This window comes from Micromonospora chersina (assembly GCF_900091475.1).
Lineage (GTDB): Bacteria > Actinomycetota > Actinomycetes > Mycobacteriales > Micromonosporaceae > Micromonospora > Micromonospora chersina.
The window spans coordinates 3,038,818-3,064,670 of sequence record NZ_FMIB01000002.1; the positions used below are offsets into that span (position 1 = coordinate 3,038,818).

At 74.0% G+C, this 25,853-nt stretch carries 24 protein-coding genes and 1 tRNA gene; 16 read left to right on the plus strand and 9 right to left on the minus strand.

Annotated features, from left to right (window positions below; translation table 11 throughout):
- Window positions 1–14 precede the first annotated feature (14 nt).
- Entirely contained in the window at window positions 15–1,697 is a 1,683-nt protein-coding gene (locus GA0070603_RS13815) for a copper resistance CopC/CopD family protein (RefSeq protein ID WP_091321925.1), read from the minus strand.
- A gap of 236 nt (window positions 1,698–1,933) precedes the next feature.
- Between GA0070603_RS13815 and GA0070603_RS13820 the strand changes: the two genes are divergently transcribed.
- Genes GA0070603_RS13820 through GA0070603_RS13835 form a run of 4 tightly spaced genes read left to right on the plus strand, consistent with a single transcriptional unit; the run spans window position 1,934 to window position 4,866 of the window.
- Window positions 1,934–2,521 carry a sigma-70 family RNA polymerase sigma factor gene (locus GA0070603_RS13820; protein ID WP_091312914.1) on the plus strand — a complete coding sequence of 196 codons (588 nt, stop codon included), beginning with the start codon at window positions 1,934–1,936 and terminating at the stop codon, window positions 2,519–2,521.
- 38 nt (window positions 2,522–2,559) lie between these two features.
- Window positions 2,560–3,078, plus strand: coding sequence for a MauE/DoxX family redox-associated membrane protein (locus GA0070603_RS13825; protein WP_244282517.1), 519 nt, complete (start codon window positions 2,560–2,562; stop codon window positions 3,076–3,078).
- A complete protein-coding gene (locus GA0070603_RS13830; RefSeq protein ID WP_091312922.1) occupies window positions 3,071–3,787 on the plus strand; it encodes a DsbA family protein in 717 nt (238 codons plus the stop codon). The genes GA0070603_RS13825 and GA0070603_RS13830 overlap by 8 nt, the downstream gene beginning before the upstream one ends.
- On the plus strand, window positions 3,784–4,866 hold the full coding sequence (locus GA0070603_RS13835; protein ID WP_244282518.1) for a hypothetical protein: 1,083 nt from the start codon (window positions 3,784–3,786) through the stop codon (window positions 4,864–4,866). Before GA0070603_RS13830 ends, GA0070603_RS13835 begins: the two co-directional genes overlap by 4 nt.
- Window positions 4,867–4,951: 85 nt before the next feature.
- Here GA0070603_RS13835 and GA0070603_RS13840 read toward each other — a convergent pair whose 3' ends face one another.
- The 4 genes from GA0070603_RS13840 to GA0070603_RS13855 are packed head-to-tail and all read right to left on the minus strand — an operon-like array spanning window position 4,952 to window position 7,650.
- Window positions 4,952–5,713 (minus strand): energy-coupling factor ABC transporter ATP-binding protein, encoded by a 762-nt coding sequence (locus GA0070603_RS13840; protein WP_091312925.1) that lies wholly within the window; start codon window positions 5,711–5,713, stop codon window positions 4,952–4,954.
- Window positions 5,710–6,480 (minus strand): cobalt ECF transporter T component CbiQ, encoded by a 771-nt coding sequence (gene cbiQ, locus GA0070603_RS13845; RefSeq protein ID WP_091312929.1) that lies wholly within the window; start codon window positions 6,478–6,480, stop codon window positions 5,710–5,712. The genes GA0070603_RS13840 and cbiQ overlap by 4 nt, the downstream gene beginning before the upstream one ends.
- A gap of 7 nt (window positions 6,481–6,487) precedes the next feature.
- On the minus strand, window positions 6,488–6,934 hold the full coding sequence (locus GA0070603_RS13850) for a PDGLE domain-containing protein (RefSeq protein ID WP_091312932.1): 447 nt from the start codon (window positions 6,932–6,934) through the stop codon (window positions 6,488–6,490).
- Entirely contained in the window at window positions 6,931–7,650 is a 720-nt protein-coding gene (locus GA0070603_RS13855) for an energy-coupling factor ABC transporter permease (protein WP_091312935.1), read from the minus strand. Before GA0070603_RS13855 ends, GA0070603_RS13850 begins: the two co-directional genes overlap by 4 nt.
- A gap of 122 nt (window positions 7,651–7,772) precedes the next feature.
- Between GA0070603_RS13855 and bcp the strand changes: the two genes are divergently transcribed.
- The 4 genes from bcp to GA0070603_RS13875 all read left to right on the plus strand — a co-directional run bounded on the left by bcp (window position 7,773) and on the right by GA0070603_RS13875 (window position 9,838).
- Window positions 7,773–8,243 carry a thioredoxin-dependent thiol peroxidase gene (gene bcp, locus GA0070603_RS13860; protein WP_091312939.1) on the plus strand — a complete coding sequence of 157 codons (471 nt, stop codon included), beginning with the start codon at window positions 7,773–7,775 and terminating at the stop codon, window positions 8,241–8,243.
- 31 nt (window positions 8,244–8,274) lie between these two features.
- Window positions 8,275–8,829: an HNH endonuclease gene (locus GA0070603_RS13865; RefSeq protein ID WP_139131870.1), complete on the plus strand. Its 555-nt coding sequence runs from the start codon at window positions 8,275–8,277 to the stop codon at window positions 8,827–8,829.
- Between the two features lie 328 nt (window positions 8,830–9,157).
- A tRNA-Leu gene (locus GA0070603_RS13870) sits at window positions 9,158–9,243 on the plus strand.
- Between the two features lie 64 nt (window positions 9,244–9,307).
- Entirely contained in the window at window positions 9,308–9,838 is a 531-nt protein-coding gene (locus tag GA0070603_RS13875) for a GNAT family N-acetyltransferase (RefSeq protein WP_091312940.1), read from the plus strand.
- Between the two features lie 119 nt (window positions 9,839–9,957).
- On the opposite strand, the gene GA0070603_RS13880 is transcribed toward GA0070603_RS13875, so the two are convergent.
- Together GA0070603_RS13880 and GA0070603_RS13885 are read right to left on the minus strand one after the other, a co-directional pair.
- Window positions 9,958–10,965, minus strand: a complete 1,008-nt coding sequence (locus tag GA0070603_RS13880; protein WP_091312943.1) for an expansin EXLX1 family cellulose-binding protein — start codon at window positions 10,963–10,965, stop codon at window positions 9,958–9,960.
- A gap of 68 nt (window positions 10,966–11,033) precedes the next feature.
- Window positions 11,034–11,867, minus strand: a complete 834-nt coding sequence (locus tag GA0070603_RS13885) for an O-methyltransferase (protein ID WP_091312946.1) — start codon at window positions 11,865–11,867, stop codon at window positions 11,034–11,036.
- A 120-nt stretch (window positions 11,868–11,987) separates the two neighbouring features.
- Here GA0070603_RS13885 and GA0070603_RS13890 point away from each other — a divergent pair, with 120 nt between their 5' ends.
- The 6 genes from GA0070603_RS13890 to GA0070603_RS13915 all read left to right on the plus strand — a co-directional run bounded on the left by GA0070603_RS13890 (window position 11,988) and on the right by GA0070603_RS13915 (window position 19,496).
- Window positions 11,988–13,058, plus strand: a complete 1,071-nt coding sequence (locus tag GA0070603_RS13890) for an LCP family protein (RefSeq protein WP_091312948.1) — start codon at window positions 11,988–11,990, stop codon at window positions 13,056–13,058.
- A gap of 190 nt (window positions 13,059–13,248) precedes the next feature.
- Window positions 13,249–14,715 carry a sugar transferase gene (locus tag GA0070603_RS13895; RefSeq protein ID WP_425270432.1) on the plus strand — a complete coding sequence of 489 codons (1,467 nt, stop codon included), beginning with the start codon at window positions 13,249–13,251 and terminating at the stop codon, window positions 14,713–14,715.
- 69 nt (window positions 14,716–14,784) lie between these two features.
- Entirely contained in the window at window positions 14,785–15,750 is a 966-nt protein-coding gene (locus GA0070603_RS13900) for a glycosyltransferase family 2 protein (protein WP_167544545.1), read from the plus strand.
- Window positions 15,750–16,814 (plus strand): glycosyltransferase, encoded by a 1,065-nt coding sequence (locus GA0070603_RS13905; protein ID WP_091312954.1) that lies wholly within the window; start codon window positions 15,750–15,752, stop codon window positions 16,812–16,814. The genes GA0070603_RS13900 and GA0070603_RS13905 overlap by 1 nt, the downstream gene beginning before the upstream one ends.
- On the plus strand, window positions 16,811–18,139 hold the full coding sequence (locus tag GA0070603_RS13910; protein WP_091312957.1) for a lipopolysaccharide biosynthesis protein: 1,329 nt from the start codon (window positions 16,811–16,813) through the stop codon (window positions 18,137–18,139). The genes GA0070603_RS13905 and GA0070603_RS13910 overlap by 4 nt, the downstream gene beginning before the upstream one ends.
- A 1-nt stretch (window position 18,140) precedes the next feature.
- Window positions 18,141–19,496: an O-antigen ligase family protein gene (locus tag GA0070603_RS13915; RefSeq protein ID WP_091312960.1), complete on the plus strand. Its 1,356-nt coding sequence runs from the start codon at window positions 18,141–18,143 to the stop codon at window positions 19,494–19,496.
- An 8-nt stretch (window positions 19,497–19,504) separates the two neighbouring features.
- Here the strand turns inward: GA0070603_RS13915 and GA0070603_RS13920 are convergent, their stop codons facing one another.
- The gene (locus GA0070603_RS13920) at window positions 19,505–21,613 is read right to left on the minus strand and encodes a sialate O-acetylesterase (protein ID WP_091312962.1); all 2,109 of its coding nucleotides are present in this window, start codon (window positions 21,611–21,613) and stop codon (window positions 19,505–19,507) included.
- Between the two features lie 200 nt (window positions 21,614–21,813).
- On the opposite strand from GA0070603_RS13920, the gene GA0070603_RS13925 reads away from it, so the two are divergent.
- Window positions 21,814–22,791 carry an acyltransferase family protein gene (locus GA0070603_RS13925; RefSeq protein WP_167544546.1) on the plus strand — a complete coding sequence of 326 codons (978 nt, stop codon included), beginning with the start codon at window positions 21,814–21,816 and terminating at the stop codon, window positions 22,789–22,791.
- Between the two features lie 25 nt (window positions 22,792–22,816).
- On the opposite strand, the gene GA0070603_RS32375 is transcribed toward GA0070603_RS13925, so the two are convergent.
- On the minus strand, window positions 22,817–24,850 hold the full coding sequence (locus GA0070603_RS32375; RefSeq protein ID WP_091312968.1) for a trypsin-like peptidase domain-containing protein: 2,034 nt from the start codon (window positions 24,848–24,850) through the stop codon (window positions 22,817–22,819).
- Window positions 24,851–24,998: 148 nt separating this feature from the next.
- Between GA0070603_RS32375 and GA0070603_RS13935 the strand changes: the two genes are divergently transcribed.
- Window positions 24,999–25,847, plus strand: coding sequence for a MurR/RpiR family transcriptional regulator (locus GA0070603_RS13935; protein ID WP_091312971.1), 849 nt, complete (start codon window positions 24,999–25,001; stop codon window positions 25,845–25,847).
- Window positions 25,848–25,853 lie beyond the last annotated feature (6 nt).

The following is a 25,853-nucleotide window of genomic DNA, read 5'->3' on the forward strand; positions in this document are numbered from 1 at the left end:
GGGCGGGCCTTCCGTTACTTGACGGGCACGGTGGCGGTCACCGTGGCCTGGTCGATGTCGGACGTACGGACGGTGAAGCGCAGCTGCCACTGCCCCGCCGCCGGGAGGCTGATCTCGCCGAAGGCGTGGTTGTCGGTCAGCGGCAGCAGCGGGATGGTGATCGGCTCGATGCCGGCCGACGGCAGCGCGGCGGTGGCCTTCCACTCCTGCACCGGCTGGGGCCGGTTGTCCTTGGTGTACGCGTAGAGGTGCAGCGAGTTGCTGCCGGTCTCGGCCGGGTCCAGCTCGACCTGCAGGGAGTAGATCGGGCTGCTCAGCGTGGTCGAGAAGTAGCCGGCCGGCGCGCCGGCCACGTCGGCCGAGGCGGTCCGGGCCGGGGTGGTCTGCACCAGCGTCGCCGAGAGGCCGAGCACCACCGCGGTGATCGCCAGCTCGGCCAGCACGGCCCGCCGCATCAGGCCCGGGCGCCCCGCGGCGGTGCGCCGCCGGACCAGCGACCGGGAGTACGCGGCCACCACGACCACCAGCGCGAACAGCACGATCTTGGCGAGCAGCAGCCGCCCGTACGTGGTGTCGACGAGCGCCTTCGGGGTGGCCACCTCGATGAGCCCCTGCACGGTGCCGGCGAGCAGCAGCGCGGCCACGGCGAGGGCCGCCCAGCGGGACCAGATCGGCAGGATCGCGTCCAGCTCGCGCTCGTCGGCCCGGCGCAGCAGGAAGACCGCGAGCATCACCAGGCCGCCCAGCCAGACGGCCATGCTGCCCAGGTGCACGGCGTCCACCACCACCGACACGGCGGGCGCCGGCGACGCGGCCGGGTGCCCGGCGAGGGGCCAGGTGAACAGCGCCGCCCCGCCGAGGATGGCCAGGATGAGCCCGTCGGTGCGGCCGACCGGGCCGGCGAAGAGCGGGCGGAGCAGGAACGCCGCCGCGGCGAGCAGGCCGAGCCGGACCAGGTGGGCGGTGCCGTACGTGCTGTTGAGCACGTCGCCGAAGCCCGAGCCGGAGACGTCGAACAGGCCGCCGCCGTTGGTGTAGGGCACCTGGAGCCACATCTCGGCCAGGGTGGCCACGGCCAGCAGGCCCAGGCCGGACCAGGCCAGCCGGGCGGGGCCGCGCCGGGACAGCCGGCGCGGCCAGAGCGCGGCCAGCACCAGGGCCGGGCCGACGAGCAGCAGCAGCCCGGCGTAGCCCAGGTACTTGGCCACCTTGACGGCGTTGCCCACCACCGGGTTCGCCCGGGTGTCCGTGCCGGTGTCGGTCGGCGGGGTGGACGGCGCGCCGACCGAGTAGGTGAACGCCCCGGAGACCGGGTGGCTGTCGGCGGAGATCACCCGGTAGCTGACCAGGTAGGTGCCGCGCGCGCCGGACGGGTCCACCGGGATGGTGACCACGGCGCCCTTGAAGGTGGGCTCGCCCCGGTCGGCGCGGGAGCCGTCGGGGGCGATCACCCGCACCTTGTCGGGAACCTTGCGGACCCCCTCGCTGAAGGTGATCACCACCTCGGCGGGCGCGCTGGGCACCACCGCCGAGGCGGCGGGACTGCTGCTCACCAGCACCGCGTGGGCGCTGGCCGGGGTGGCCGGGGCCAGCAGCAGGGCGACGAGGGTGACCAGCAGTCCGGCGGCGGCCCCCAGCCGGGCGACCCGGCGACGGTCGGCGCCGGCCACGGGGCGGCGGCGTACGGCAGCAGTCATGACCGTCATGCTTCCCGAACCGTGCGGCGCCCGGCGACCCGACCTCATCCGCGCCCCGGCGCCGTGGCCGGCCACTGCGCGCGGGCCGGCCGGGGCGAGCGCGCCTCGCGCACGTCGTCGCAGTTCACGAGAAGGTAGTCGGCGGGCCGGCGGGAAAAGTTCCCGGCGTGGGCCGGACCACGGAATGGGCCGAAGGACCCTGTCGGGCACCGGTACGCCGCGTAACCTCGTCTGACGTGATCCCCGCCCCGCGCGACACCTCCGCCGGCCGCCCCGCGGCGGCCCACGAGGCTGCGCGGGACGCCGCGACCGGCGCGGCGCTGGCCGCCCGCGACGGCGATCCGGCCGCCCAGGCCGCCTTCGTCCGGGCCACCCAGGCCGAGGTGTGGCGCTTCGCCGCCGCCCTGGTCGACCCGGACAGCGCGGACGACCTGACCCAGGAGACGTACCTGCGGGCGTTCCGGGCGCTGCCCGGCTTCGAGGGGCGGTCCACCGCGCGGACCTGGCTGCTCGGCATCGCCCGGCGCGCCTGCGCCGACCACCTGCGCACAGTGGTCCGCCGCCGGCGGCTGGACCAGCGGCTCGCCGCGCACGCGGTCGCCGACCGGCCGTACCCGGATCCGGCCGGGCAGCTCGGCGCCACCGACCTGGTGCGCCGGCTCCCCGCCGAGCGGCGCTCCGCGTTCGTGCTCACCCAGCTGCTCGGCCTGTCGTACGCCGAGGCCGCCGCGGTGGAAGGGGTGCCCGTGGGCACCATCCGCTCCCGCGTCGCCCGGGCCCGCGACGAGCTGGTCGCTGCCGTCGGCGACGCGCTGGCGGGTTGATCGTGGAACTTTCCTCGGAGACGGGCCGACCAACGAGCGTGACCGCATCCCGCACCCGGGCCGCCCGCTGGCCCGCCGCCCGGCCCTGGCTCGGCGTCGCGGCCCGCCTCGGCCTGGCCGCCGTCTGGTTGGTCGCCGGCGGCGCGAAGATCGACGACCTGGCCGCCTCCGGCCGGGCCGTCAACGCCTACCAGGTGATGCCGTACGACCTGGCCACCGTGATCGGCGCCGCGCTGCCCTTCGTCGAGCTGGCGCTCGGCGTGCTCCTGCTGGTCGGGCTGGCCACCCGCGTGGTCGCGGGCGTCTCCACGGCGCTGCTGCTGGTCTTCGTCACCGGCATCGCCTCGGCCTGGTCCCGCGGCCTGGCCATCGACTGCGGGTGCTTCGGCAGCGGCGGGCAGCTCGCCGCCGGCCAGGCCCCGAGCTACCTCCCGGAGATCCTCCGGGACCTGGGATTCCTGGTACTGGCCGGATTCCTGCTGATCTGGCCCCGCACCCCGTTCTCGGTGGACGGCTGGCTGGCGGGCGAATCACCCGTGGAGGACCTCGATGAGTAGTCGCAAGGGGCGGAAGAACGCGGCCCAGGTGGTCCGCGCCCAGCTCGCCCGGGAGAAGCGGCGCACCCGCACGATCTGGACCTCCGTCGCCGCGGTCGCGGTGCTGGTGATCGCCGGGCTGATCGGCTGGGCGGTCTACTCCAGCCAGAAGTCGGAGAGCTTCACGACCCCGCCCGGCGCCAACCCGCCCGGCACCGCCATCGTCCTCGGCCAGGGACCGGTCACCGTCGACCTGTACGAGGACTACCTCTGCCCGGTGTGCAAGCAGTTCCAGGAGACCAGCGGCGCGACGCTCAACCAGCTGATCAGCGACGGCAAGATCCGGGTGAACTTCCACCCGGTGGCCTTCCTCAACCGCTTCTCCACCACCGAGTACTCCACCCGCTCCTCGGCCGCCTCCGGCTGCGCCGCCCAGGGCGGCAAGTTCAAGGAGTTCACCGACCAGCTCTTCGCCCGCCAGCCGGCCGAGGGCAGCGCCGGGCTCAGCGACGACGAGCTGATCGACATCGGCGCCGGCGTCGGGCTCAACCGCGACGACTTCGGCTCCTGCGTCAACGACGGCAAGTACAAGGGGTGGACCGAGCACGTCACCGACGACGCCAGCAAGTCCGGCGTCACCGGCACGCCGACCATCCGGGTGAACGGCAGGGACGTCGCGGACCGCTCCCCGGAGGGGATCAAGGCGGCGGTGGAGGCGGCCGGCAAGTGATCCCCGCACCGCTGCGGCGGGCCGGCCTGGTGGTCACCGCCGCGCTCGCCGCCCTCCTCACCCTCGCCACGCCCGCCGCCGCGCACGGCGCCGACGCCCCCGCCGGGACCGACTTCCGGGCCGAGGTCACCGGGGTCGGCCCCGCCCGGCCCGGGCTCACCGCCCGGATGGTCGAGGCCGGCGCCCGCCTGGAGCTGACCAACCGCACGGGGGCCGACATCGAGGTGCTCGGCTACTCCGGTGAGCCGTACCTGCGGATCGGGCCCGGCGGGGTGTACGAGAACGCCCACTCCCCCGCCACCTACCTGAACCGCACCCTCGCCGGGGAAACACCGCTCCCGCCGGAGGCCGACCCCGCGGCCGCGCCGGCCTGGCGGCGGATCTCCGACGGGCCGACCGCCCGCTGGCACGACCAGCGGACCCTCTGGCGGGAGTCGGAACCGCCCGCCCAGGTGGCCGCCGACCCCGGCCGCGAGCACCGGATCCGCGACTGGGTGGTGCCGCTGCGGGCCGGCACCGCGACGGTCGAGGTACGCGGGACCCTGGACTGGGTGCCGCCGCCGGACGCGTACCCCTGGTGGGTGGCCGCCACCCTCGGCCTCCTGGTGATCGGCGCGGCCGGGCTGGTCCCGGCCGGCACCGCCACCGGCGTCCGCGCGCTGCGCGGGGCCGGCGCGCTGCTCGCCCTGGGCGGGGCGGCGACAGTGGCGCTCACCGTCGGCAAAGCCGTGGACACCGGCGCCGCCGGGACCGGCGCGGTGCTGCTCGAACTGCTCACCGGGCAGCTGTGGACGCTGCTCACCGGGCTCGGCGCGCTCGCCGCCGGCGGGTACGCCCTGGCCCGCCGCCCCGCCGCCGACTTCGCGCTGGCACTGGCCGGCGCCTGCGTGACCCTGTTCGCCGGAATCGGGAACCTGGCCGCCCTGTCCCGTGCGGTCCCCCCGATGGCCGGCCCACCCACCCTGACCCGGGTGCTGGTCACCGTGGCCCTGGCCACGGGCGCCGGCGCGGTGACCGCCGGCCTGCTCCGCCTCCACGCCGCCGCCCGGACGACCCGCCCCACCCCCGTCCCCCGCTGACGCTCCCGCCGATCTTGCGGTTCCGGCCCCTGAGTTGCGGCTTTCATCCCGGTCCGGGAGGGCCGAACGTGCAAGATCGCGGGGGTCAGGAGGGGCGGGGGGCGAAGCCGTAGGGGAGTTCCAGGCGGTGCTGGGCCAGCAGGGGCTCGTTGGACAGGAGGTCCAGGGTGGGGGCGTCGGCTGCGATGCGGCCAGCGTCCAGGATCACCGCGCGGTCGCAGAGCTCCGCCGCGTACGGCAGGTCGTGCGTCACCATGAGCAGGGTCACCGGGAGGCCGCGCAGGATCTCCGCCAGCTCCCGGCGGGCGGCCGGATCGAGATTGGACGACGGCTCGTCCAGCACCAGGATCTCCGGGCGCATGGCGAGCACGGTGGCCACCGCCACCCGGCGGCGCTGCCCGAACGAGAGGTGGTGCGGCGCCCGGTCCCGGTGCTCGCTCATCCCCACGGCGGCGAGCGCCTCGTCCACCCGGGCGGCCAGCTCCGCCCCGCGCAACCCCAGGTTGGCCGGGCCGAACGCCACGTCCTCGGCGACAGTGGGCAGGAACAGCTGGTCGTCCGGGTCCTGGAAGACGATGCCCACCCGGCGGCGGATCTCGGCCAGGGTGTCCCGGTCCCGGCTCACCGCCAGGCCGCCGACGCTGACCGTCCCCTCGGTCGGCGTGAGGATGCCGTTGAGGTGCAGCACCAGCGTGGTCTTGCCGGCGCCGTTCGGCCCGAGCAGCGCCACCCGGTCGCCGCGCGGCACGGTCAGGTCCACCCCGTGCAGGGCGACGTGACCGTCCGGGTAGGCGTACCGGACGCCACGGACGTCCAGGGAGGGCGGCTGCTGCACGTACCCGATCATGTCAGGACGAGTGCGACGGCGGCGATGGAGGCCGCGATCGCCGGGACCGTCGCGGCGGCCGCCCACTGGCCCGCGGTGGCCGCGCCCGCGCCCTGCCACACCGCCGGCATCCGGCCCGTGTAGCCGCGGGAGACCATCGCCAGGTAGACCCGCTCGCCCCGCTCGAAGGCCCGCAGGAAGAGCGCCCCCACACCGGCGGCGAACCCGCGCAGCTGCCAGAGGAAGCGCGGGTCGTCGCCCCGGGACACCCGGGCCACCCGCATCCGCCGGGCCTCCCCCACCAGCACGTCCAGGTAGCGCAGCATGAACGTGGCGATCTGGGTGAGGATCTGCGGGCAGCGCAGCCGGTCCAGGCCGACGATCAGGTCCCGCGTCGTCGTGGTCGCCGCCAGCAGGAGCGACGCGAGTACGCCGAGCGTGCCCTTGGCCAGGATGTTCCACGCGCCGTGCAGCCCGTCGACGGAGAGGCTCAGCCCGGCCACCTCGACCCGCTCCCCGGTGCCGAAGAACGGCAGCGCGAACGCGAACAGCACGAACGGCAACTCGATCAGCGCCCGGCCGAGCAGCCAGCCCGGCCCCACCCGGGCCAGCGCCGCCACGGCGGCGACCAGCAGGGCGTAGCCACCGAAGGCCCAGTACGCCTCCCGGGGCGTGGCGACCACCGCGACGGTGAACAGCACCATCGCGACGATCTTCACCTCCGGCGGAAGGCGGTGCACCCGGGAGTACGACTCGCGGTAGAGCACGTGGGCGTGGCCGGCACCCATCCCGGGCTCAGCGGGTGCCGGCGGCGCGCGCCGCGCGCTCGTCCGCGGTCGGGTCGCTGTCGGGGCCGGCCGGGCCTTCCGTCGGGCCGTCGGTGGGGCCGCTTGACGGGTCGGTCGCCGGGCCGCGGCGGCGGGCCAGCCAGAACAGGCCGCCGCCGAGGGCGAAGGTGAGCAGCACGCCGAGCACGCCGGACAGGCCGGTGGAGAGGAAGCCGTTGCTCACCCCCCGGACGCCGTAGTCGGCCAGCGGGCTGTCGGCCAGCTCATGGTCCTTCGCCTGCTGGGCCGGGCAACTGCCGCCGGTGATCTCGTGGTCGGCGTTCACCGTGCAACCCTTGAGCAGCGACGAGTCGAGCCCGTCCGGGTGCGCCGAGGCGTAGTTGCTGACCACGCCGGCCAGCAGCAGGGCCACCAGCAGGCCACCGAGGACGAACGGCCAGGGACGCTTGCTCATCGGGCACCTCCGGCGACCGGGACGGCGGGAGCCGGCACGGCCGGCTTCAGGGCGCGCAGCGCGTACACCAGGTCGGGGCGGACCTTGGCGACGGTGACCACCGTGGTTGCCGTGATCAGGCCCTCGCCGATGCCGATCAGCAGGTGGACGCCGGCCATCGTGCCGGCCAGCCCGGTGAGGTTGCCGCCCAGGTCGGTGGTGCCGCCCAGCCAGTACTGGAGCACGAAGCCCTGGGACGCCACCACGACGCTGACCAGCGCGGAGACGAAGGCGGTGACGGCGAGCCCGGCCGGGGTGCGCGGGAGCACCCGCAGCAGCAGCGCGATCAGCAGGTACGCGGCAGCGGTGCCGAGAATCGCCATGTTCGTGATGTTGAGGCCGAGCATGGCCACCCCGCCGTCGCCGAACACCAGCGCCTGCACGACAAGCACCACGGCGACGCAGAGCGCGCCCACCCACGGGCCGACGAGCATGGCGGCCAGGGCGCCACCGAGCAGGTGGCCGCTGACCCCGGCCGTGAAGATCGGGAAGTTGAGCATCTGCACGGCGAAGATGAACGCGGCCACCAGGCCAGCCATCGGCGCCAGCCGGTCGTCGAGGTCACGGCGCCCGCGCAGCACACAGAAGGTGAGCACGGCCAGCGCGAGGGCCGCGAACACCGCGGCGACGGGACCGTCGATGATCCCGTTCGAGATGTGCATCGCCAGGGTTTCCACCCGCTGAGCTTATTTGCGTACGGTCGTTGTTGCCAATCCCTTGCAACAAGCCATGGTGATCATCACCCGGGCGGCGCGTCGACACCCGCACCGGACCGCCCAGCGGCGGTATCGTCAGCGCCATGACCGACCGCCTGAACCCCGGCGACCCCGCCCCCGAGTTCACCCTCCCCACCGACAGCGGCGGGACCCTGTCCCTGGCCGACCTGCGCGGCCGCAAGGTCATCCTGTACGCGTACCCGGCCGCCATGACCCCCGGCTGCACCAAGCAGGCCTGCGACTTCCGCGACTCGCTCGCGTCGCTCCAGGCGGCCGGCTACGAGGTCGTCGGCATCTCCCCGGACAAACCGGAGAAGCTCGCCAAGTTCCGCGACCGGGACGCCATCACCTTCCCGCTGGTCGCCGACACCGACAAGTCCGTGCTGACCGCGTACGGCGCGTTCGGCGAGAAGCAGATGTACGGCCGGACCGTCACCGGGGTGATCCGCTCGACCTTCGTCGTCGACGAGGACGGGAAGATCGAGCGGGCGCTCTACAACGTCAAGGCCACCGGGCACGTCGCCAAGCTGCGCCGGGACCTCGGCCTCGACTGAACCTGTCGCAGGCCGCCGCTACGGTGCGCGCATGCCTCGTTACAAGTACCCGCCCGAACGGCTGGGGGCCGCGGCGGCGCAGGCGCGCAGCGTGACCGAGGTCATGCGGCTGCTCGGGGTACGGGTCAGCGGCGGCTCGCACGCGCACATCAGCCGGCAGCTCAAGCGCTTCGGCATCGACACCTCGCACTTCACCGGCAGCGTGCACAACAAGGGGCAGCGCGGCGCACGGCGCACCAGGTCATCGCAGCTGCTCGTGCGACTGCCCGCCGGCTCGCGACGCACTCCGGGCACCCGGCTGAAGTGGGCGCTGGGCGACATCGGCGTGCCCGAGGAGTGCGAGGAGTGCCGGGTGGGCCCGGTCTGGCGCGGCCGGCCGCTGACCCTGCACGTCGACCACGTCAACGGCGACTTCCTCGACAACCGGCCGCCCAACCTGCGGATCCTCTGCCCGAACTGCCACAGCCAGACCGACACCTTCGCCGGCCGCAACAAGGCCGATGGTGGACTCCAGCCCCGGCCCCCACCGGACTCGGCGCACCGGGCCCTGCGAAGCGACTGCCGGCGGACCGCGTGGAGGACCTGATCCGGCAGGTGGAACAGGGAATGCTCGGTCCGGGCGAGGCCGCCCGGCGGATCGGCTGTCACCGCAACCGCGTGGCCCGGCTGCGAGCTCGACTCGCCACTCGGGGCACCTTGGCACCCGCACCTCGGCCGGCCCGCGGCTCGCCCTGGGACGAGGTCGTGGTGCGGCACGCGCTGGCGAATCCCGGCCTCGGGCCACGCAGCTCGCCGATGCGATCCGTGCGGCCTCCGACGGCGCGACGGTGATCAGCCACGGGACGGTGTCGAACATCCTGCGGCGGGCCGGACTGCACACCGTCTCGGCGCGACGCTCTAGACTCAGCGGGTCGGCGGGAGTGGCGGAACGGCAGACGCGCAGGCCTTAGGAGCCTGTGTCCGAGAGGACGTGGGGGTTCGAAACCCCCCTCCCGCACCAGCAGCGGTGTCACGAGGGTCACGATCCCGGGTCGGGCCGCGTCGCCTCGCGCAGGATGGCGGGCGTGAACCTGCGTTTCGTCCTGGACCCCGACCTCACCCCCGAGCTGCGCGAGCAGATCATCGCCCTCTGGGTGGACGTGACGAACGCCGGCGGCGCGGTCGGCTTCGTCGCCCCGGTGACCGAGGCCGACGTGCGGCCCATGGCCGCGACGACCTTCGCCGCGATCAGCGACGGCCCGGACCGGCTGCTGGCCGGCTACGAGGGCAACCGTCTCGTCGGCGTCCTGATCATCGGAGACAACCGGTTCCACCTGAAGACGCACTGGCGGGTGCTGAAGCGGGTCATGGTGCATCCGGACACGCAGGGGCGCGGCTACGGCGCGGCGATGATGCGTGAGGCGGAGCGGATCGGCCGGGAACTGGGTCTGGCGGCGTTGCACGTGACGGTCCGGGACGGGCTGGGCCTGGGCGGGTTCTACGAGCGCCTCGGCTACCGCGAGGTCGGGCGGCTGCCCGGCGCGCTGCGGCTCGCGCCCGGGGACGACCGGGACGAGGTCTTCATGTGGCTCGACCTGGGCCCCGCCGCGGCCTGAGTCCGCCGGCGCCGAAGCGCATCCGCACCCGGCCGGGTTTGCCGGGCCCACGCGCGAGCCGGACTCCCGCCTGCGCGCGTGACGCGCCTGGCAGCCTCCGAACCGGAGCCGGGAGGACGTCAGCCGCAGCCGGCAGGGACCGGGGCGAGGCTGGCCGGGGCGGCGGCCGCGTCCACCACGGCGGGAGTCCCGGGCGGCGCGGTGGTCGACGGGGTAGCCGAGGCGCTCGGCCGGGGGCTGGGCCGGGCCGACGCCGAGCGGCTGGGCGTGGCCGGCCGGGCCGGGGCGGCCGCGCCGTACATCCGGACGGTGCTGCGCTGGACCTGGCCGGGGAGCATGCGGATGCCGGTGGCGGTGGCGCGGTGGCCGTACGCGTCGGTGACCCGGATCGTGTACGGCCCGGGGCCGGCGCCGGAGGGGATGAGCCAGTAGTTGTAGTCCTCGCGGGCGGCGGCGCGCCAGGAGCCGCCCTGCCGCACCTCGACGGCGCGCAGGGGGTTGCCGTGGTCGCCGACCAGGACGGCGAACCACCACTGCGAGGCGCCCTCCTTGAGGCGGAAGGTGAGCGGGCCGGGCAGGGGCGGGTCGACGACCGCGCGGTAGGTGACCTTGACGACGCCCTGCACGGGGTCGGCGATCCGGGCGAACGCCTCGGCGGAGAGGTCGAGGTGGCCGGGTTCGCATTCCGGGCACTGGTCCATGACGAGGACCCGGACGGTGCCCCTGGGGCCGGTCACGTCGAGGTGGCCGCCGCAGGACGCGCCGGCCGCGTACTCGTCGGGGCCGAGGGCGACGTAGAGGTGGTTGGCGGGCGCGGCGGGCCGGGAGCAGTTGCCGCCGGCGCCCTTCGAGTCGTAGAAGGTGGCCTTTCCGCTGTGGACGGCACCGCCGAGCGGTGGGGCGGCGAGCGCCCCGGCGGGCAGGCCGCGGGGCGGCGGGGCGGCGCAGGCGGGGGCGGCGCCGCCGCGTACCGCGAGGGTCACGGCGACCACGGCGGCGAGCGCGGCGAGGCCGCCGGCGGCGAGCCACCGGCGCGGGCCGGTCGGGGCACGGCGGCGGCCGGCCCGGGCGGGCCGGTGCGCGTCCCCGGCGGGCGTCGGGCGGCTGGGAGCGCTGCCGTCGGTCACGCCGGTCGATGCTGCCGGACGTGTGGGGTGCCGGACAAGCGGGCTAAGCGAAAGCTAAGACGGGTCCGTCACCAGGCGACGCCGATGCCATCGCCCGGGTACCAGTGCCGGGCGGGGGTCTCCCGGTAGGCGAGGAACCGGCGGCCGGTCCGTTCGGCGTGCTCGGCGAGGACGTTTGTGGCGGTGACGTTGTCGGTGAGCAGCACGGCGCCGGGGGCGAGTTTGGGTTCGACCGCTTCGAACTCGCTGCGTTCGTGCACCCGGCTGTGGTCGCTGTCGTGGAGGAAGAGGTCGACCGGCCGGTCGAGCGCGCCGATCGAGGCGACCGAGTCGCCGATCACGAGATCGACCACATCGGCCCACGGGGTGGCCCGGGCCAGGTAGCCGGCCTCGGGGTTGATGTCGAGCGAGGTGAGCCGGCCGGGGTGGCCCTCGGCGGCGTTGCGGAGCAGGGCGGCGGCCAGGACGCAGCTGCCGAGGCCCTTGTCGACTCCGGTCTCGACGACGTGGGCGGGTTTGCGGGCGCGGACAATGGCGTACCAGCCGATGCGGCGGGCGTAGCGGACCTGCCGGTCGGCCAGGCCGCGGCGGGAGGCGGTGGCGGTGGCGGTCTCGATGTGGACGCGCAACTTGTCGTCGCCCTCGATCTCGGCGAACCAGCGGCGCACCTGCCCGACGGGGACGTCGCAGGTCACGCTGACGAACCAGGCCAGGTGGTGCCTGCTGAGCTTGGTCAGCTCGTACGTGTAGTTGTGGTGCTCCCGGGAGGTGAGCAGCCATCGGGCGGAGGTGCGCAGCACCCGGGCGTCGTGCCGGGCCACCCGGGCCAGGCGCTTGGGAAAGGCGGCGACCGGCGCCAGCCGGCTGCGGGCGATGGCCCGACGGAGCTTCGTTGCATCCACCCGTGCCGTTGTACCAGGTTCGGGGTGACGGTTGAGGAGGAAAGCGCCGATCGGGCGACGGAGGCTGGCCGGTCGGACGAGGGTCCGCGCGGCGGGGCGTCAGTCAGTAGCATCGCGCGCATGTCAGATCGCCAGCGGACCGTCGCCGGACCGTACGTGTCAACCAGCAGTTCCGAAGTGGATCCGGGCGACGCCGGGCCGGGCACCACGACCGCTCCGCGCCGGCGAAGGGGGCGGCGGATCCTGCTGATCACCCTGCTGGTGCTGGCCCTGCTGGGCGCCGGAGGGGCCGGCGCGGCCGCTCTCTACCTGCGGTCGGTGGAGTCTGACATCGAGCGGGTGGACGCGTTCGAGGGTGTGCCGCAGGAGGCGCGACCGCCGGTCGCGGCGGCCGACGCCATGAACATCATGATCCTGGGCAGCGACTCGCGCGACCCGGAGACCACCGGCGGTTCGCGGTCGGACACCATCATCGTGGCGCACCTGCCCAAGGGGCGGAAGAGCGCCCAGCTGATCTCCATCCCCCGGGACACCTGGGTGCACGTGCCGCGTTCGAAGGACGGCCAGCACGGCGACCGTGACGCGAAGATCAACGCGGCGTACGCCTGGGGTGGCGTGCCGCTGATGGTGCAGACCGTCGAGCAGTTCACCAAGGTGCGGATCGACCACGTGGCCATCGTGGACTTCGCCGGGTTCAAGGAGATCATCGACGCGCTCGGGGGCATCGACATCGTCTCCGACCGGGAGTTCACCTCCATCCACCCGCCGTTCCGCCAGTTCGCGAAGGGCGTCCAGCACATGGACGGCGAGACGGCCCTGGACTACTCCCGGCAGCGCAAGCAGTTCCCGGACGGCGACTTCGCCCGGATCCGTCACCAGCAGCAGGTCATCAAGGCGATCCTCGACAAGGCGGCCTCCGGCGGCATCCTCACCAACCCGGGCAGATTGAACGCCTTCGTCAAGGCGTCGACCTCGTCGGTGTCCGTCGACAAGGGAATGTCCCTGCTGGACATGGCCACCGACCTTCGGGGCCTGCGCGGTTCGAACCTCGCCTTCTACACCAGCCCCACGAAGGGCACCGGCCGGGTCGGCACGGAGAGCGTGGTGTTCCCGGACACCGCCAAGGCGCGCACGTTCTACGACGCGGTACGCCGGGATGCGGTGTCCGAAATCGCGCCCGCCGGAAAGTAGGAGCCCGGACTGCCCGGGCGGCCCTGTCGGCATGGCGGTTCCGACCATATCCTGCGTTCGCTCCGTGCGGTCAGTGCTGCCGTGCGTGGGCACCACGGGGGAAGGACCAGTAATGCCATGGCAACCGTTGACGGGCCAGCAGTCTGCCGCGACCAGGGATCCTGTCGAGCATCCACAGGGGATGTCCGGGGTGGCGGATGACGACCACGAGAGCAGCCGGCCCGGTGTGCCACTGAGGCCGGCGGTCCAGCCGGCGGCCGGGCCTCCGGCCGGGGCGGGGCGGCCCGGGCTGGACGTGACGGCGGTGCTGCCGTACGCCGGCTCCCGTGCCTCCCGCCGCACCCGGGGCCTGCGGGCGTGGATGATGACGGCGCCCGTCGACGTCGCCGCGCTGCTCGCTCCGCTGCTGGTCACCCACCAGTACTGGCGCGGGACCCTGGTGATGGCGGGTCTCACCGTCGCCTTCTTCACCGCCGGAGGGCTCTACCACGCCCGGCGGCACGTGAGCATCCTGGACGAGCTGCCCAGCCTCTGCGGGCGGCTGCTGGCCTCGGCCGCGGTGGTGGCGATGATCGCCGCCCTGCGTCACGAGTCCGCCGAGTACGTCCTCGGCTTCACCCGGTTGGTGGGTGTCGCGGCCGGGCTGGTGATCGTGGGCCGGGTGGTGACCCGGGAAGCCGCCACCATCGCCCGCAAGCGCCGGTGGGTGGAGCACAACGCGATCATCATCGGCAGCGGCCCCACCGCGGTGGAACTCGCCCGCCTGCTGCGTCGCTACCCCCAGTACGGCCTGCGCTTCGTGGGCTGTGTCGACACCTCGTCGCGTCCGGGGCCGGCGGCCCACCCGCTGATCGGCCGCCTCGACGAGCTGGAGCAGCTGGTGCGGATCGTCGAGTGCGACGTGCTCATCATCGCCGACCCGGACTGCCCGGAGCCGGTGCTCATGGAGGTGCTGCGGCGGCCGGCAAACGCGAGCTGTGACCTGTGGGCGGTGCCCCGGCTCTGGGGTTCCCGGTCACACGGCGACCACATCGGCGCGATTCCCATCGTCAAGGTCCGCGACACCACGCTCTCCGGTCCCCGGTGGGCGCTCAAGCGCGCGTCCGACGTGGCGTTCGCCCTGGTGGCGCTGCTCCTGCTGAGCCCGGTCCTGCTGCTGTGCGCGCTCGCGGTGCTCATCGACGGCGGACCGGGCATCTTCTTCCGGCAGGAGCGGATCGGCCGGCACGGTACGCCGTTCCACATCATCAAGTTCCGCTCGATGCGGCCGGTGGACGAACACGAGTCCCAGACGAACTGGTCCATCGCGCATGACCAGCGGGTCGGCCCGATCGGCCGGTTCCTGCGGCGTACCTCCCTGGACGAGTTGCCGCAGCTGTGGAACATCCTGCGCGGCGACATGAGCGTCGTCGGCCCGCGGCCGGAACGCCCGTACTTCGTGGAGAAGTTCTCCGCCGAGTACCCGACGTACGCCATGCGTCACCGGGTGCCGGTGGGCCTGACCGGGCTGGCGCAGGTCAGCGGCCTGCGGGGGGACACACCCATCTCCGACCGCGCCCGGTTCGACAACTACTACATCGAGAACTGGTCGCTGTGGCTGGACGCCAAGGTGCTGCTGCGCACGGTGGCCGAGGTGTTCCGCGCCGGCGGTCGCTGACCGACCGGGGCCACCCGGTGGTCCCCGGACCACCGGGCACGTTCCGCCCCTGATTCCCTGGAGATCTTCTTGCCGGACGTTTCGGTCGTCATTCCCACGACGGGCAGGCCCAGCGTCACCGAGGCGGTGCGCAGCGCCCGAGCCCAACGCTCGGTCTCCGTGCGCGTCGTGGTGGTCTGCGACCTCGCCGAGGTGCCCGCCACCGTGCGGGAGCTACGCGGCGAGGTGGACGAGGTGGTCTGCACGGGCGGAGGGCGCCGGGGCTCATACGCGCGCAACGTCGGCGTGGCGCACGCCGCGCCGGGCAGCCACGTCGCGTTCCTCGACGACGACGACGCCTGGCTCCCGGGCAAGCTGGCCGCCCAGGTGCCGGTGCTGGAACGGCTGGCCGCCGAGGGCTGGCGGCCGGTGGTGTCGTCCCGGATCCTGCAACGCAGGGCCGGCGGGGAACCGCTGCCTACCGCCGCGCCGAGCACGCTGATCGCGGACGGCGCGCGGCCCGAGGACTACCTCTTCCGGCGCCGCCGGCTCGGGGTCGGCCGGCAGTCGCTGCCCACCTCGACCCTGCTCACCACCGGGGAGCTGGCCGCCGCGTGCCGCTGGGACGAGACGCTGCCCCGGCACCAGGACTGGGACTGGCTGGTGCGGGTCGCCCGCCTGCCCGGCGCGCGGATCACCCAGGTGCCGGAGGCGACGGCCGTCTACACCGTGGGCAGCCCCGGGTCGATCTCCGCCGGGGCCGACTGGCGTACGTCATGGGCATGGGCTCGCCGCTGGGAGGGTGTCTGGGCCCGGGAGACGTTCGCGGACTTCGTCGCCGCGCAGACGCTCCGGTACGCCCTGCAGGCCCGCGACTGGGAAGGGGTACGCGAGATGATGCGGGCGATCCGGCGGAACTCGACGCCGTCGGTGCCCAACGCCGCGCTGGCCGCACTCGGTATGGTGCCGCGTGCCACCCTCGAACGCGTGGCCATGCGGCGGTCCCGCACGGCCACCGACGCCGCCATCCCGCGACAGCCGGGCGGTTCCCACTGATGCGCCTGCACTTCGTCCTTCCCCAGTTGGAACCCTGCTACGGCATGGAGCGGGCCGCCGTCCTGCTGATGCGGAGCCTGCGGGCGTCCGGGGTGGAGGTCTCCGCGACCGTGCTGTCCCGGGGTGTCCCACCCGGCGTCGACGACCTGGCCGTCGAACGGCTGGGGGTGAGCAGCCGGCTCACCCGCCTCGTGGAGGCCGTCGCGCCGCTCCGGCGCCGGCTGCGGGCGCTGCCCGCCGAGACCGTGGTCGTGTCCAGCGGGCTCTGGGCCACGGTGCCCGTCGGCGCGGCGCTGGCCGGCTCCGGCCGTGACTTCGTCGCCTGGGAGCACTCCGTGCTGCCCGCGCGGCTCGCCGTCGATCGGCGGGTCCGGGTGCTGGCCCGGGTCGCCCGGACCGCGGCGCTGCGACCGCGCCTCGTGGTCGCGGTGTCCGAGGGGGTCGCCCGGACGGTCCGCGGACTCGCGCCCGGCCAGCCGGTGACCACCATCCCGAACCCGCTGCCGGTCGGCGAGTTCGTCCCGCCGCGCCCGATCGGCGCCGGCGACGTCCGGCTCGTCACCACCGGCGCTCTGCGGCCGCTGAAGAACCACGGGTACGCCCTGGCCGCACTCGCCCTGCTGCCCGAGCGGTACCGCCTGACCCTCGCCGGGGACGGCGAGGAACGGGACCTGTTGGCGGGCCGGGCCCGGGAACTGGGGCTGGCGCGCCGCGTCCGCTTCCTCGGACGGATACCGGACGTCGGGGAACTGCTCGCGGAGGCCGACGCGCTGGTGCACCCGTCCCGGGCCGAGACCTTCGGGTTGAGCCTGATCGAGGCGGCCGGGGCGGGCGTCCCGGTCGCCGCCCTGCCGGTGCCCGCGCTGGACGAGCTGGTTCCGACACTCGTGCCCGGCGCCCTGGCCGTCGAGTCGACGCCGCGGGCGCTCGCGGACGCGGTGCTGGCCGTGACGGGCGAGCAGCGTCCGAGCCGCGCCGACTTCGAGAAGGCCTGGCGGGCGAGGTCGGCGGCCCTGGATCCCGTCGAGGTCAGCCGCCGCTGGGTGGAGGCGACGAGCCGATGACCGTCGACACCAGCACGGACCGGGCCGGGCGGGCGGAACCGTCGCGAGCCGCCGCCGGCCCGAGCGACGGCTTCCTGGGCAAGGCGGCGAAGTTCCTCACCGGCACCCTGCTGCGCACCCTCGCCCAGGGAGCGCTGTTCGTCCTGCTGGCCCGCGAGATGCCGATCGGCGAGTACGGGCTCTTCGTCGGCGTCACCGCACTGATCGCGGTGGTGTCGCCCTTCGCGTCCGCCGGCGTGCCGAGCCTGATCTTCCAGAGCCACGCCGACGCGCCGGCGGACTGGGCCCGGCACCTCGCCCGTGGCCTGGTGCTGACCGCCACCTTCGGCGTCGGCGCGTCGGTGCTGGTGACCGCCGCGGGCACCGCCGTCTGGGCGGCCCAGGTCGATCCGGTCGACGTCGCCGCCCTGGCCGTCGCCGACCTGGTCGCCTGGCGGCTCATCGAGGCCGTGGCCGCCTCCGTCCAGGCGCGCGGGAAGGTGTTCGTCGCCTCGGTGATCCCCGCCGTGCTGCACGTGTGCCGGCTGGCCGCCGTGGTGGTGCTCGCCGTCATGGCGCCGGGCAGCGTGACCCTGCACGGCTGGGCGGTCACCTCGGCGCTGCTCTCGGCGGTGATCTGCCTGCTGGTGCTGGCGTACGGCCTGCGCGGGGCGGGCCTCCCGCCGGCCACCGGCGCCTTCGGGCAGGTGCGGGCCGGGCTGCTCTTCGCGGTCGGTCTCTCGGCGCAGACCGTCTACAACGACCTCGACAAGGTGATGCTGTCGCGGCTCGGCAGCCCGGAAGGGGCTGCCATCTACGCCGCCGCGTACCGCGTGGTCGACTTCGCGTACACCCCGGCACGGGCCATGGCGGCGGTCGCCTATCCGCGCTTCTTCGAGGCCGGACGGGACGGCCCCCGCGCGGCCCTGCGGCTGACCCGGCGGTTGCTGCCCCGCTACCTGATGTTCAGCGTGCCGGCGTCCCTGCTGCTGGTGGCCTGCTCCGGACTGACGCCGACCGTCTTCGGCAACGGCTACGCGGCGGCCACCACCGCACTGCAGGGGCTGGCCGCGCTGCTCGTGCTGAAGGCGATCCACTACCTGGCGGCGGACACCCTCTCCGGAAGCCGGATGCAGGGCCGGCGTACCGTCTGCCAGATCGCGATCGGCGTGGTCAACGCCGGGCTCAACGTCTGGCTGATCCCGGCGTACGGCTGGCAGGGCGCCGTTGCCTCCAGTCTGGTCTGCGACGCGCTCCTCGGCGTACTGCTGTGGGGTTGCGTCGTGGCCGCCGTGCGGCGCGACCCGTCCCGGCGGGAACCGACGAGCACCATGGAAAGGGCCTGAGTTGACCGTCTTCTTCGCGTTTCTCCTGACGGTGAGCGGCGTCGCGACGGCCGCCTGGTTGGTGGCCACGCGCCGGAAGGTCGCCGCCGCCTTCGGTGACGGTCGCACCGCGCTCGCGCTCGTGGGCTTTGTGGTGCTGGCCAACGCGGCGCCGGTGCTGGCCGGCGAGCACAGCTCCGCGCTGATCGGTCTGCTCGTGCTGGGCCTCCTCGCCTGGGTGGTCGGCACCGGCGGGCGGGACCTGCGCGGGCCGTCCGACGGGTGGCTGCGGATCGCCTGGTGGGCGGTCGCCGTTCTGCTGCTGTGGTGCCTCGCCGTGGACGCGATCGTCGGCGCCGGCCTGTACGGCTCCCGGCTGGTCTCGTACGCGGCGGCCGGGCTGTTCCTGCTCGCCGGGCTGCTGATCGCCGCGCGTACGGCGGTGACCACCCGGGCCCTGGCGTACACCGGGCTGGCCGTGCTGGCTCTGCTGACGATCCCCACGCTCTTCTCCGGCACGAGCGCGTGGCGGACCTGCACGGGCGGCCAGTTGGAGAAGTGCTCGGTCGCCGGGGCGCTGTTCAAGAGCTTCTTCGAGTCGGAGAACTACGTCGCCATGGTCGCGACGTTCACCCTGGTCGCGGCACTCTGCGCGATGCGACGCGGTGAACTGGTCGTGACGGCGACCCTCTGCCTGCTCGTCATCGTGGCGACCGGCTCCCGCACCAGCTACCTCGCGCTCGCCGCCGGCGCCGCCTGGCTCGCCGGCAGCTACCTGATCGAGCGGTGGCGCCGGTTCGAGCGGATCCCGCTCGTCCTCTCCGCCGGGCTGGTGGTGGTCTTCGGCGCCGCGGCCACGTACCTGATGTGGAGCGCCGACCGTTCGACGCTCAGCAACCGCGGCAACATCTGGGTGCACGCCCGCGAGTACATCGCGGAGCGGAAGGTCACCGGCGTGGGCGTCTCCAAGTGGTACTACCTGCGCGACGTGGGCGAGGCGCCGACCCACTTCTTCCACTCGGGCTATGTTCTGGCCATCTTCGCCGGGGGCTTCGTCGCTCTCGTGATCTGGGGAGTCTGGGCGAGCGCGCTGCTGCACGGCCGGGTCCGCGACGGACGGGCGTTCACCGCGAAGGCGCCCGTCGTGCTGTTCCTCGTCTACTCGGTCACCGAGGTCGTCTGGAACCCGCTGTCGGTGGACGGGCTGTCCTGGATCTTCCTGCTTCTGATGCTGATCCGGGCGGCGGGCAGCCCACGCGACGCGCTGGCCGCCCCCGGCCCGGTGGACGCCGCGGACCGGCCCGGTGGTCTCGCCGGCCTGCGCGCGCTCGCCACCCGCCACCAGCGCCGGAGGTCGACGGCCGACAGCGTCCGCTGAATGGGCGATCAACCGGGCTCGGCGATCGGCAGGCCCTGGAAGGCCAGCAGGCCGATGCCCGAGGCGTTCACGACCCAGGGGCCCGCACCCGTGTGGCCGAGGTAGGTCACACCGGTCGCCCCGGTGGCCGGCGCGGACAGCGTCAGCACCAGCTGTCCGCCCGGCCGGTACGCCACGTCGACGACACTCACTGCGCTGCCCTCGATGCGGAAGTCGGCGGCCACACCGGGCTGCACGGTGAGCGGGGTGTCGTCGCGGAGCCGAATCACCACAGCGGTCCGGCCGGCGTCCAGGAAGGACGCGGAGCGCGGGTTCGGCGGCGCGACCCCGGCAGCCGGCCCTCCGTACAGGTCCCGGGAGAGCACGGCGAACGCCTGGTCGCCCAGTTCGCGGTAACCCTGCTCCCAGCCGAAGTGACAGCCCTCCTGACCGGACAGCCCGTTGGTGGACAGCACGGTCACCCCGAGGGTGTCGCCCATCCGGCGCTGCGCCTCGCGCAGCCGGGCCGAACGGCCGTCACCGCACGGCGACGTACGCACCTGGAACACGTAGTAGCGGGTGTCCCGGCCGCCGAGCTCCGCCCGCCAGTCCCGCAACAGCGCCGTGAAGCCGGCCAGGTGGGCGGCAGCGTTGTCGTTGTCGGCCTCGCCCTGGTACCAGAAGACGCCACGGACGTCGCGGAGCACACCGGCGGCCGTCAGGCGCTGCCGTAGCCGCCCGTAGTTGGTGCGCAGGTCGTCCGGCCGGGCGCCGACCCGCTGGAAGTAGCCGATCGGCCGGCCGTTCTCGCCGCCGTTGATGACGGCCACCGGCACCTGGTAGGTGTCCGAGATCCGGTGTGCCATCCGGATCCCCCACTGGCCGACGGAACCCGGTTGCTGGGTCAGGTCGCCGACGGCGTAGTTCCAGCTCCGGGCCGCCGCGGACCGGGGGCCGTCGGCCACCGGCGAGCCGTAGCTGCGCAGGTACGGGGACTCCTCTGCCGCGGCCGAGCCGCGCTGCATGCCCGCGGCGGCGTTGGACTGCCCCTCGATGACGTAGACGTCGCCGGCGACCACGCCCTCCCAGACGCCGACCCGGCGGGCCACGCCGTCACCCAGCACCCGGAGTTCGAAGCGGTACTCCCGGAGGGCGGCGGTGATCCGGTGGCGGAGCGAGAAGGTGCCGCCGGGGCTGGCCACGGCGCCGTAGTCCCAGCCGTCCGCGCCGCTGCTCACCTTGAGCTGCACGGCGGTCACCCGGGGATCGGTGAACCTCCCGGCCACCTCGACCACAGCGCCGTTGCCGGCGTCCCGCGGGAAGAGCTGGCGGTCTGCCGGATGCCGGTCGATGGTGAGGACCGACGCGCGGGCGTACACGGTCAGCCGGCGTTGGGTGAAGCCGCCGGCGTTTCCGGCGAAGGTCCAGTCCGGGTTACCGGTCGGGGCGGGGCCGATGCCCACCGCGAGCGGGCCGGACCGCGACGTGATGCCGTTGACGGCCAGCACGGTCTGCGGCGGCGTCGTGGTTGGCCGGGTCCCACCGACCAGATGCACCTGGAACGAGCCGTACGCCAGCGCGGGCAGCACCTCGTCGTCCGCGTCGTAGCGGTCCGCCGCGGCTCCGGAGATCTGCCCGGTGCCGCCGGGACCGTAGCTGTTCGGCCACATCTCCAGGTAACCGGGCAGCCCGGTGCCGGTGGTCAGCCCCGCGACGTTGGTGGCAACCTCCAGGTCGTTGACGCGCTGCTGGACGATCTGCCCGGCACGGGTGGGCGGGGCGAGCCGGCCGGGGTCGGTGGTGAACGGTTCCATCGCCGTCCACACCCACTGCCGTCCGGCGGGGCCGTTCAGCTCCAGGCAGTAGCCCACCCGGTCGAAGCCGCGCGCCATGCTCGCGGTGCGGTCGAAGGCGTACGCCGGCGCACGGCCGGTTGCCCGTGCCGGCAGGTCCAGCGCCGCGACCGGGGTGAAACCCGCCATGCCGGCGACGTTCGCCGCGCAGCTCGTGCCGTCCACGGGCACAACGGGCGGCTGCGGCCGGGAGCCCTCCGGAGTGGACCACGCAGCGGTCGGCGCTCCGGACCTGCCCGAGGGCAGCGCGACGACGACGATCGAGGCGAGCAGCAGCACGGTCACTCCCACACCGATCCACGCCGCACGGGGCACAGACCGCAGGCGCTGCCTCACGGAGGGAGCTGAGGGCACCCGTCGAACCTCCAGACCGTTCAGCCAGCGTCGCGGGAAAGGTTATGCGATGGGCGGTCCACGGATCGTCCGGCCGTCGTCGGGGCCGGGCGGGAACGTGCCCGCCCTCGCCGTCTGCCATGATGCGCGCCATGGCCGCAACGAGCACCACCGCACCGGTGACCGCCCGGTCCGCCGGTGTGGACCTTCTCCGGATCGTCGGCATCGCCGCGGTGGTCGTCGGTCACGTGTGGACCGATCCGGTCACCCGCGCCGCCGTCTACCCGTGGCACGTGCCGCTGTTCTTCGTGCTGACCGGATACTTCTGGACGCCCGGCCGGCCGATGGCCGGCGAGGTGCGCAAGCGGTGGCGGTCGCTCGGCCTGCCGTACGTCGTCTGGTTCGTCCTGCTGTTCGCGGCTCTCCTGGCCGCCGAGGCGGCCACCGGGGAGGTCGCCGAGGGGGCGTTCGGCAACGCGCTCTACGGCGGCAGCGCGGCGGTCCGGCCGTTCTCGGCCTTCTGGTTCGTGTCGGTCCTCTTCCTGCTCGCCCTGGCGTACCGCGCCGTGGAGCGGTTCCCGGTGGCGGCCTGGGTGCTCGCCCTGACCGGGCTCGCCGTCGCGTACCTGGCGCCGGAGGTGGTCACCGCCGGTCCGCTGGGCGCTCTCCTCGTGCCGGCGTGCCTGGTGTTCGTGCTCGCCGGGCGGCTGCTGCGCCAGCTGCGGTCGCACCTGTCGATGACCACGGCGGCGGTCATGCTCGCCCTCGGCGCCGGCCTGGTGATCACCGGCCTGAGCGCCCCGCTGGACGTCAAGGCGGGCGACTTCGGCACGCCCGGCGTCAGCGTGGTCACCGCCGTTCTGATCAGCGGTGGACTGCTCGTCCTCGCCGAGGAACTGGACCGCCGCATCACGGGCGGGTCCGCACGGACGATCAGCGAGCTGTCCGCCTGCGGCATCGCCGTCGTGCTGAGTCACGCCGCCGTGCTCTGGGTGCTGCACACCCCGCCGAGCGGCGGTTGGCTGCACCTGGCGGCCGCCCTGGTGCTGCCCTGGGCGTTCGCGCTGGTGGCCCTGCGCACGCCGGCCAGCCCGTACCTGCTCGGCCGGGACGGGGTCGGCCGCCGCTGAGCGGCCGCCCCAACCCCGGGCGGCGTCACACCGCGCTGTTGCGCCGCCTGAGCAGGATCACCACCAGGACGACGAGGCCGGCGACCAGCGCTCCCGCAGCCGCGGCGAGCACCGGGACCGCCCAGTTCGACCCGCCCGACGACGACTCGCCGCCGCCGCTGTCGATGGCGGCCTGCCGGTAGACCTGGGCCAGCACGTTCGTCGGCGAGTCCTGGGCCACCTTGCCGAAGCGCTCGGCCGCGGTGGAGTTCTGGCCGGCGAAGTAGGCGTCGAGGCCGCTGCGATACCGCTTGTCGGCGTCGCCGAGGGTGTTCTGCACGCCGGCCGTGGAGAGGAGTCCGGCCATGGTGGACACCGGCACGACGAACCGGTTCGCCTTGTCCGGTCGCAGGATGTCGTTGTCCAGCATCCCCACCACCCGGCCGCTCGGGTCGATGGCGATCCCCCCGCGCGAGTAGAGGCCCAGGTCGTCGTTGATCCGGTACGCCTGCACCGGCGACTGGGCGTCCACGCCGGTCACCGTCGCCGGCTTGGACGTCACGCTGTAGGTCGCGGACCGGTAGCTGGTGTCGGTGGTGTTGTAGCCGAGGATGAGCAGTGACGTGTCCGCGGCGATGGTGGCGGAGGGGTTGAGTTCCGCGGCCGGAAGGTTGCCCTGTTCGAGCTTGACCAGGGCGAGGTTCCCCGCGTCGAGGGCGAGCGACTGCACGACAGCGCCGGGGATCGCGGGGCTGTCCGTGGTGTCACCCTTGGCCACGTTCAACTGGCCGTAGAGCTTGGCTTCCGGTTCCGTGCCGGCCTCGGTGCCGGTGAACACGGCCGTCTTCATCCGCGATTTGGTGAACGCGGCGACGTCCTTGGAGTTGAGGGTTCGCTCGGCGACCATCGCGTTGGCCAGAGCACCCAGCGCGTTGCCCAGCAGGATGTCCTGGGTGGGGCGTACGCACTGGGTGTTGGTCAGGACGTGCCCGTCGGAATTCACCACGAAGCCGCTGCACCGGCGATTGAAGGTGATGGGGGCCTTCCGCAGCAGGGCGTTGTCCTGCTTGTTGCGGACGTAGCCGGTGAAGATGACCTCGACGAACACCATGGACGGACCCGCCGTCGCCAGCGCGTGCTCCTCCGGGCTGCGCAGCGCCGCCTGCGCCCACGGCTTCAGGCCCGGGTTCACCGGCGCGGCACTCGGGAAGGCGCTGGACGTGGCCGTGGGCGTCGTCGCCGGCTCGTCGGAGCCGTCGCCGGCGACACCCCAGACGCCCACTCCACCGGCCACCACGGCGACCAGCAGGAGCGCCGCCAGCGCGGCCCACAGCCCGTTCTGTCGTGGCGGACGCGGCGGGGACGGCTGGATCCGGCGCACCGGCGAGCTGAACGGGTCACCGGGCGGGGCACTGACCGGCTGCGCGGTGTGCGGGTACGCCGGCTGCGGCGGAGCGGACACCGGGGGCGCCGACACCTGCTGCGGCACGGGGGCCTGCTGCGGCGGCGCGGAAACCTGCTGCGGTGGAGCCGACACCTGCTGGGGCGGCGCCGACACCTGCTGAGGCGGCGCCGACACCTGCTGCGCGGGAAGCGGCGTCTGCTGCGCCGGAAGGGGTGTCTGCTGGGCGGGAACCGGCGTCTGCTGTGGCGGGGACGAGACCTGCTGCGCCTGCCGGGGATCCCCCTGCAACGCCCACGGGGCCAGCTGCGGCTGCTGCTCGGTGGGCACCTGCAGCATGGCCACCGTGCTGTCCTCGACCGCCTGCTCGCTGCGGATCTCCTGGCCCAGCGCGAAGAAGAGATGTTCCGCGCCCGGCCCACCGTCGGCGATGTACGCCGCCCAGGGTGCCTTCGCCGCGAAGTCGGCGGACAGGTACGGCCGACCGCTGCCGCCCGGCGCGGCCAGGGTCTCCGCCATGCCGGAGAACGCCTGGCGCCAGGCCGGATCCTGGGCCACCGCCGGGTCGAGCACCGCGATGGTCACCAGCCGATCCTGCCCGTCGACGGCCCACCAGGCCTTGCCCACCTGGCAAACGCCCATCACCTCGGTGAGCCGGTACGGACCAACGGGCTGCATGCCATATCTCCTCTGCTTATCCGCCGTGCGGATAGTACAGAGACGATGCCCGCGCGCTCGTCCTCCGGTCGCCGCGCGACCACGGCCCGGACGGCCCTTCACCGTACGAGGGTTGCGTCGTGAAAGTTTTCATGCATAGAGTCACGCTGTGAATGAAAGCGGTGCGGCACCCACCGACCGCCTGCTCGACCTCTTCCACGGCGTCCGGCTCACGCCAACCCAGCGCCGGATCGCGCACTGCCTGGTCCAGCAGGCGGGCGCGGCGGCGTACCTGTCCGCGGCGGAGGTGGCCGAGCTGGCCGGGGTGAGCCAGCCGTCGGTGACCCGGTTCGCCATGGCGCTCGGGCACGACGGCTACCCCGCGCTGCGCCGCCGGCTGCGCGAGCTGACTGCCGGCGGCGCCGCCGACCCCGCCGACGCCGGCAACGCCCTCCAGCGGGCGGTGCACGCCGAGATGGGCAACCTCGACCGGCTCGCCGGGCAGCTGGCCGACGCCGGCCGGATCGCCGAGGTGGGCAAGCTGCTCGCCGCGAGCCGGCCGCTGCCGGTGCTCGGGCTGCGCGCCGCCGCGCCCCTGGCCGCGTACTTCGCGTACTTCGCCGCGAAGGTGCACCCGGACGTGCGGGTCCTCGACGACGGCGGCAGCCTCCTCACCGACCGGCTCGAACAGGCCGTGGCGGCCGGGGCGGGCGCGCTGCTCGCCTTCGTGCTGCCCCGCTACCCCCGCGAGACCATGGACGCGCTGCGCGAGGCCCGGGAGGTCGGGCTGACCGTCGTGGCGATCACCGATTCCCCGGTGAGTCCGGCCACCGACCACGCCGACGTGGTGCTTCCCGCCGCCGTCGGCACCGATCTGGTCTTCGACCTGCACACCGCACCGATGACCCTGGCCATGGTGGTGCTGCAGGCGATCTGCGACGCCACCCCCGCCGAGACCCAGGCCCGGCTCGAGGCGTTCGAGTCGTCCGCCACCCGTCGTCAGTTGTTCCTCGGCTGAGAGGAG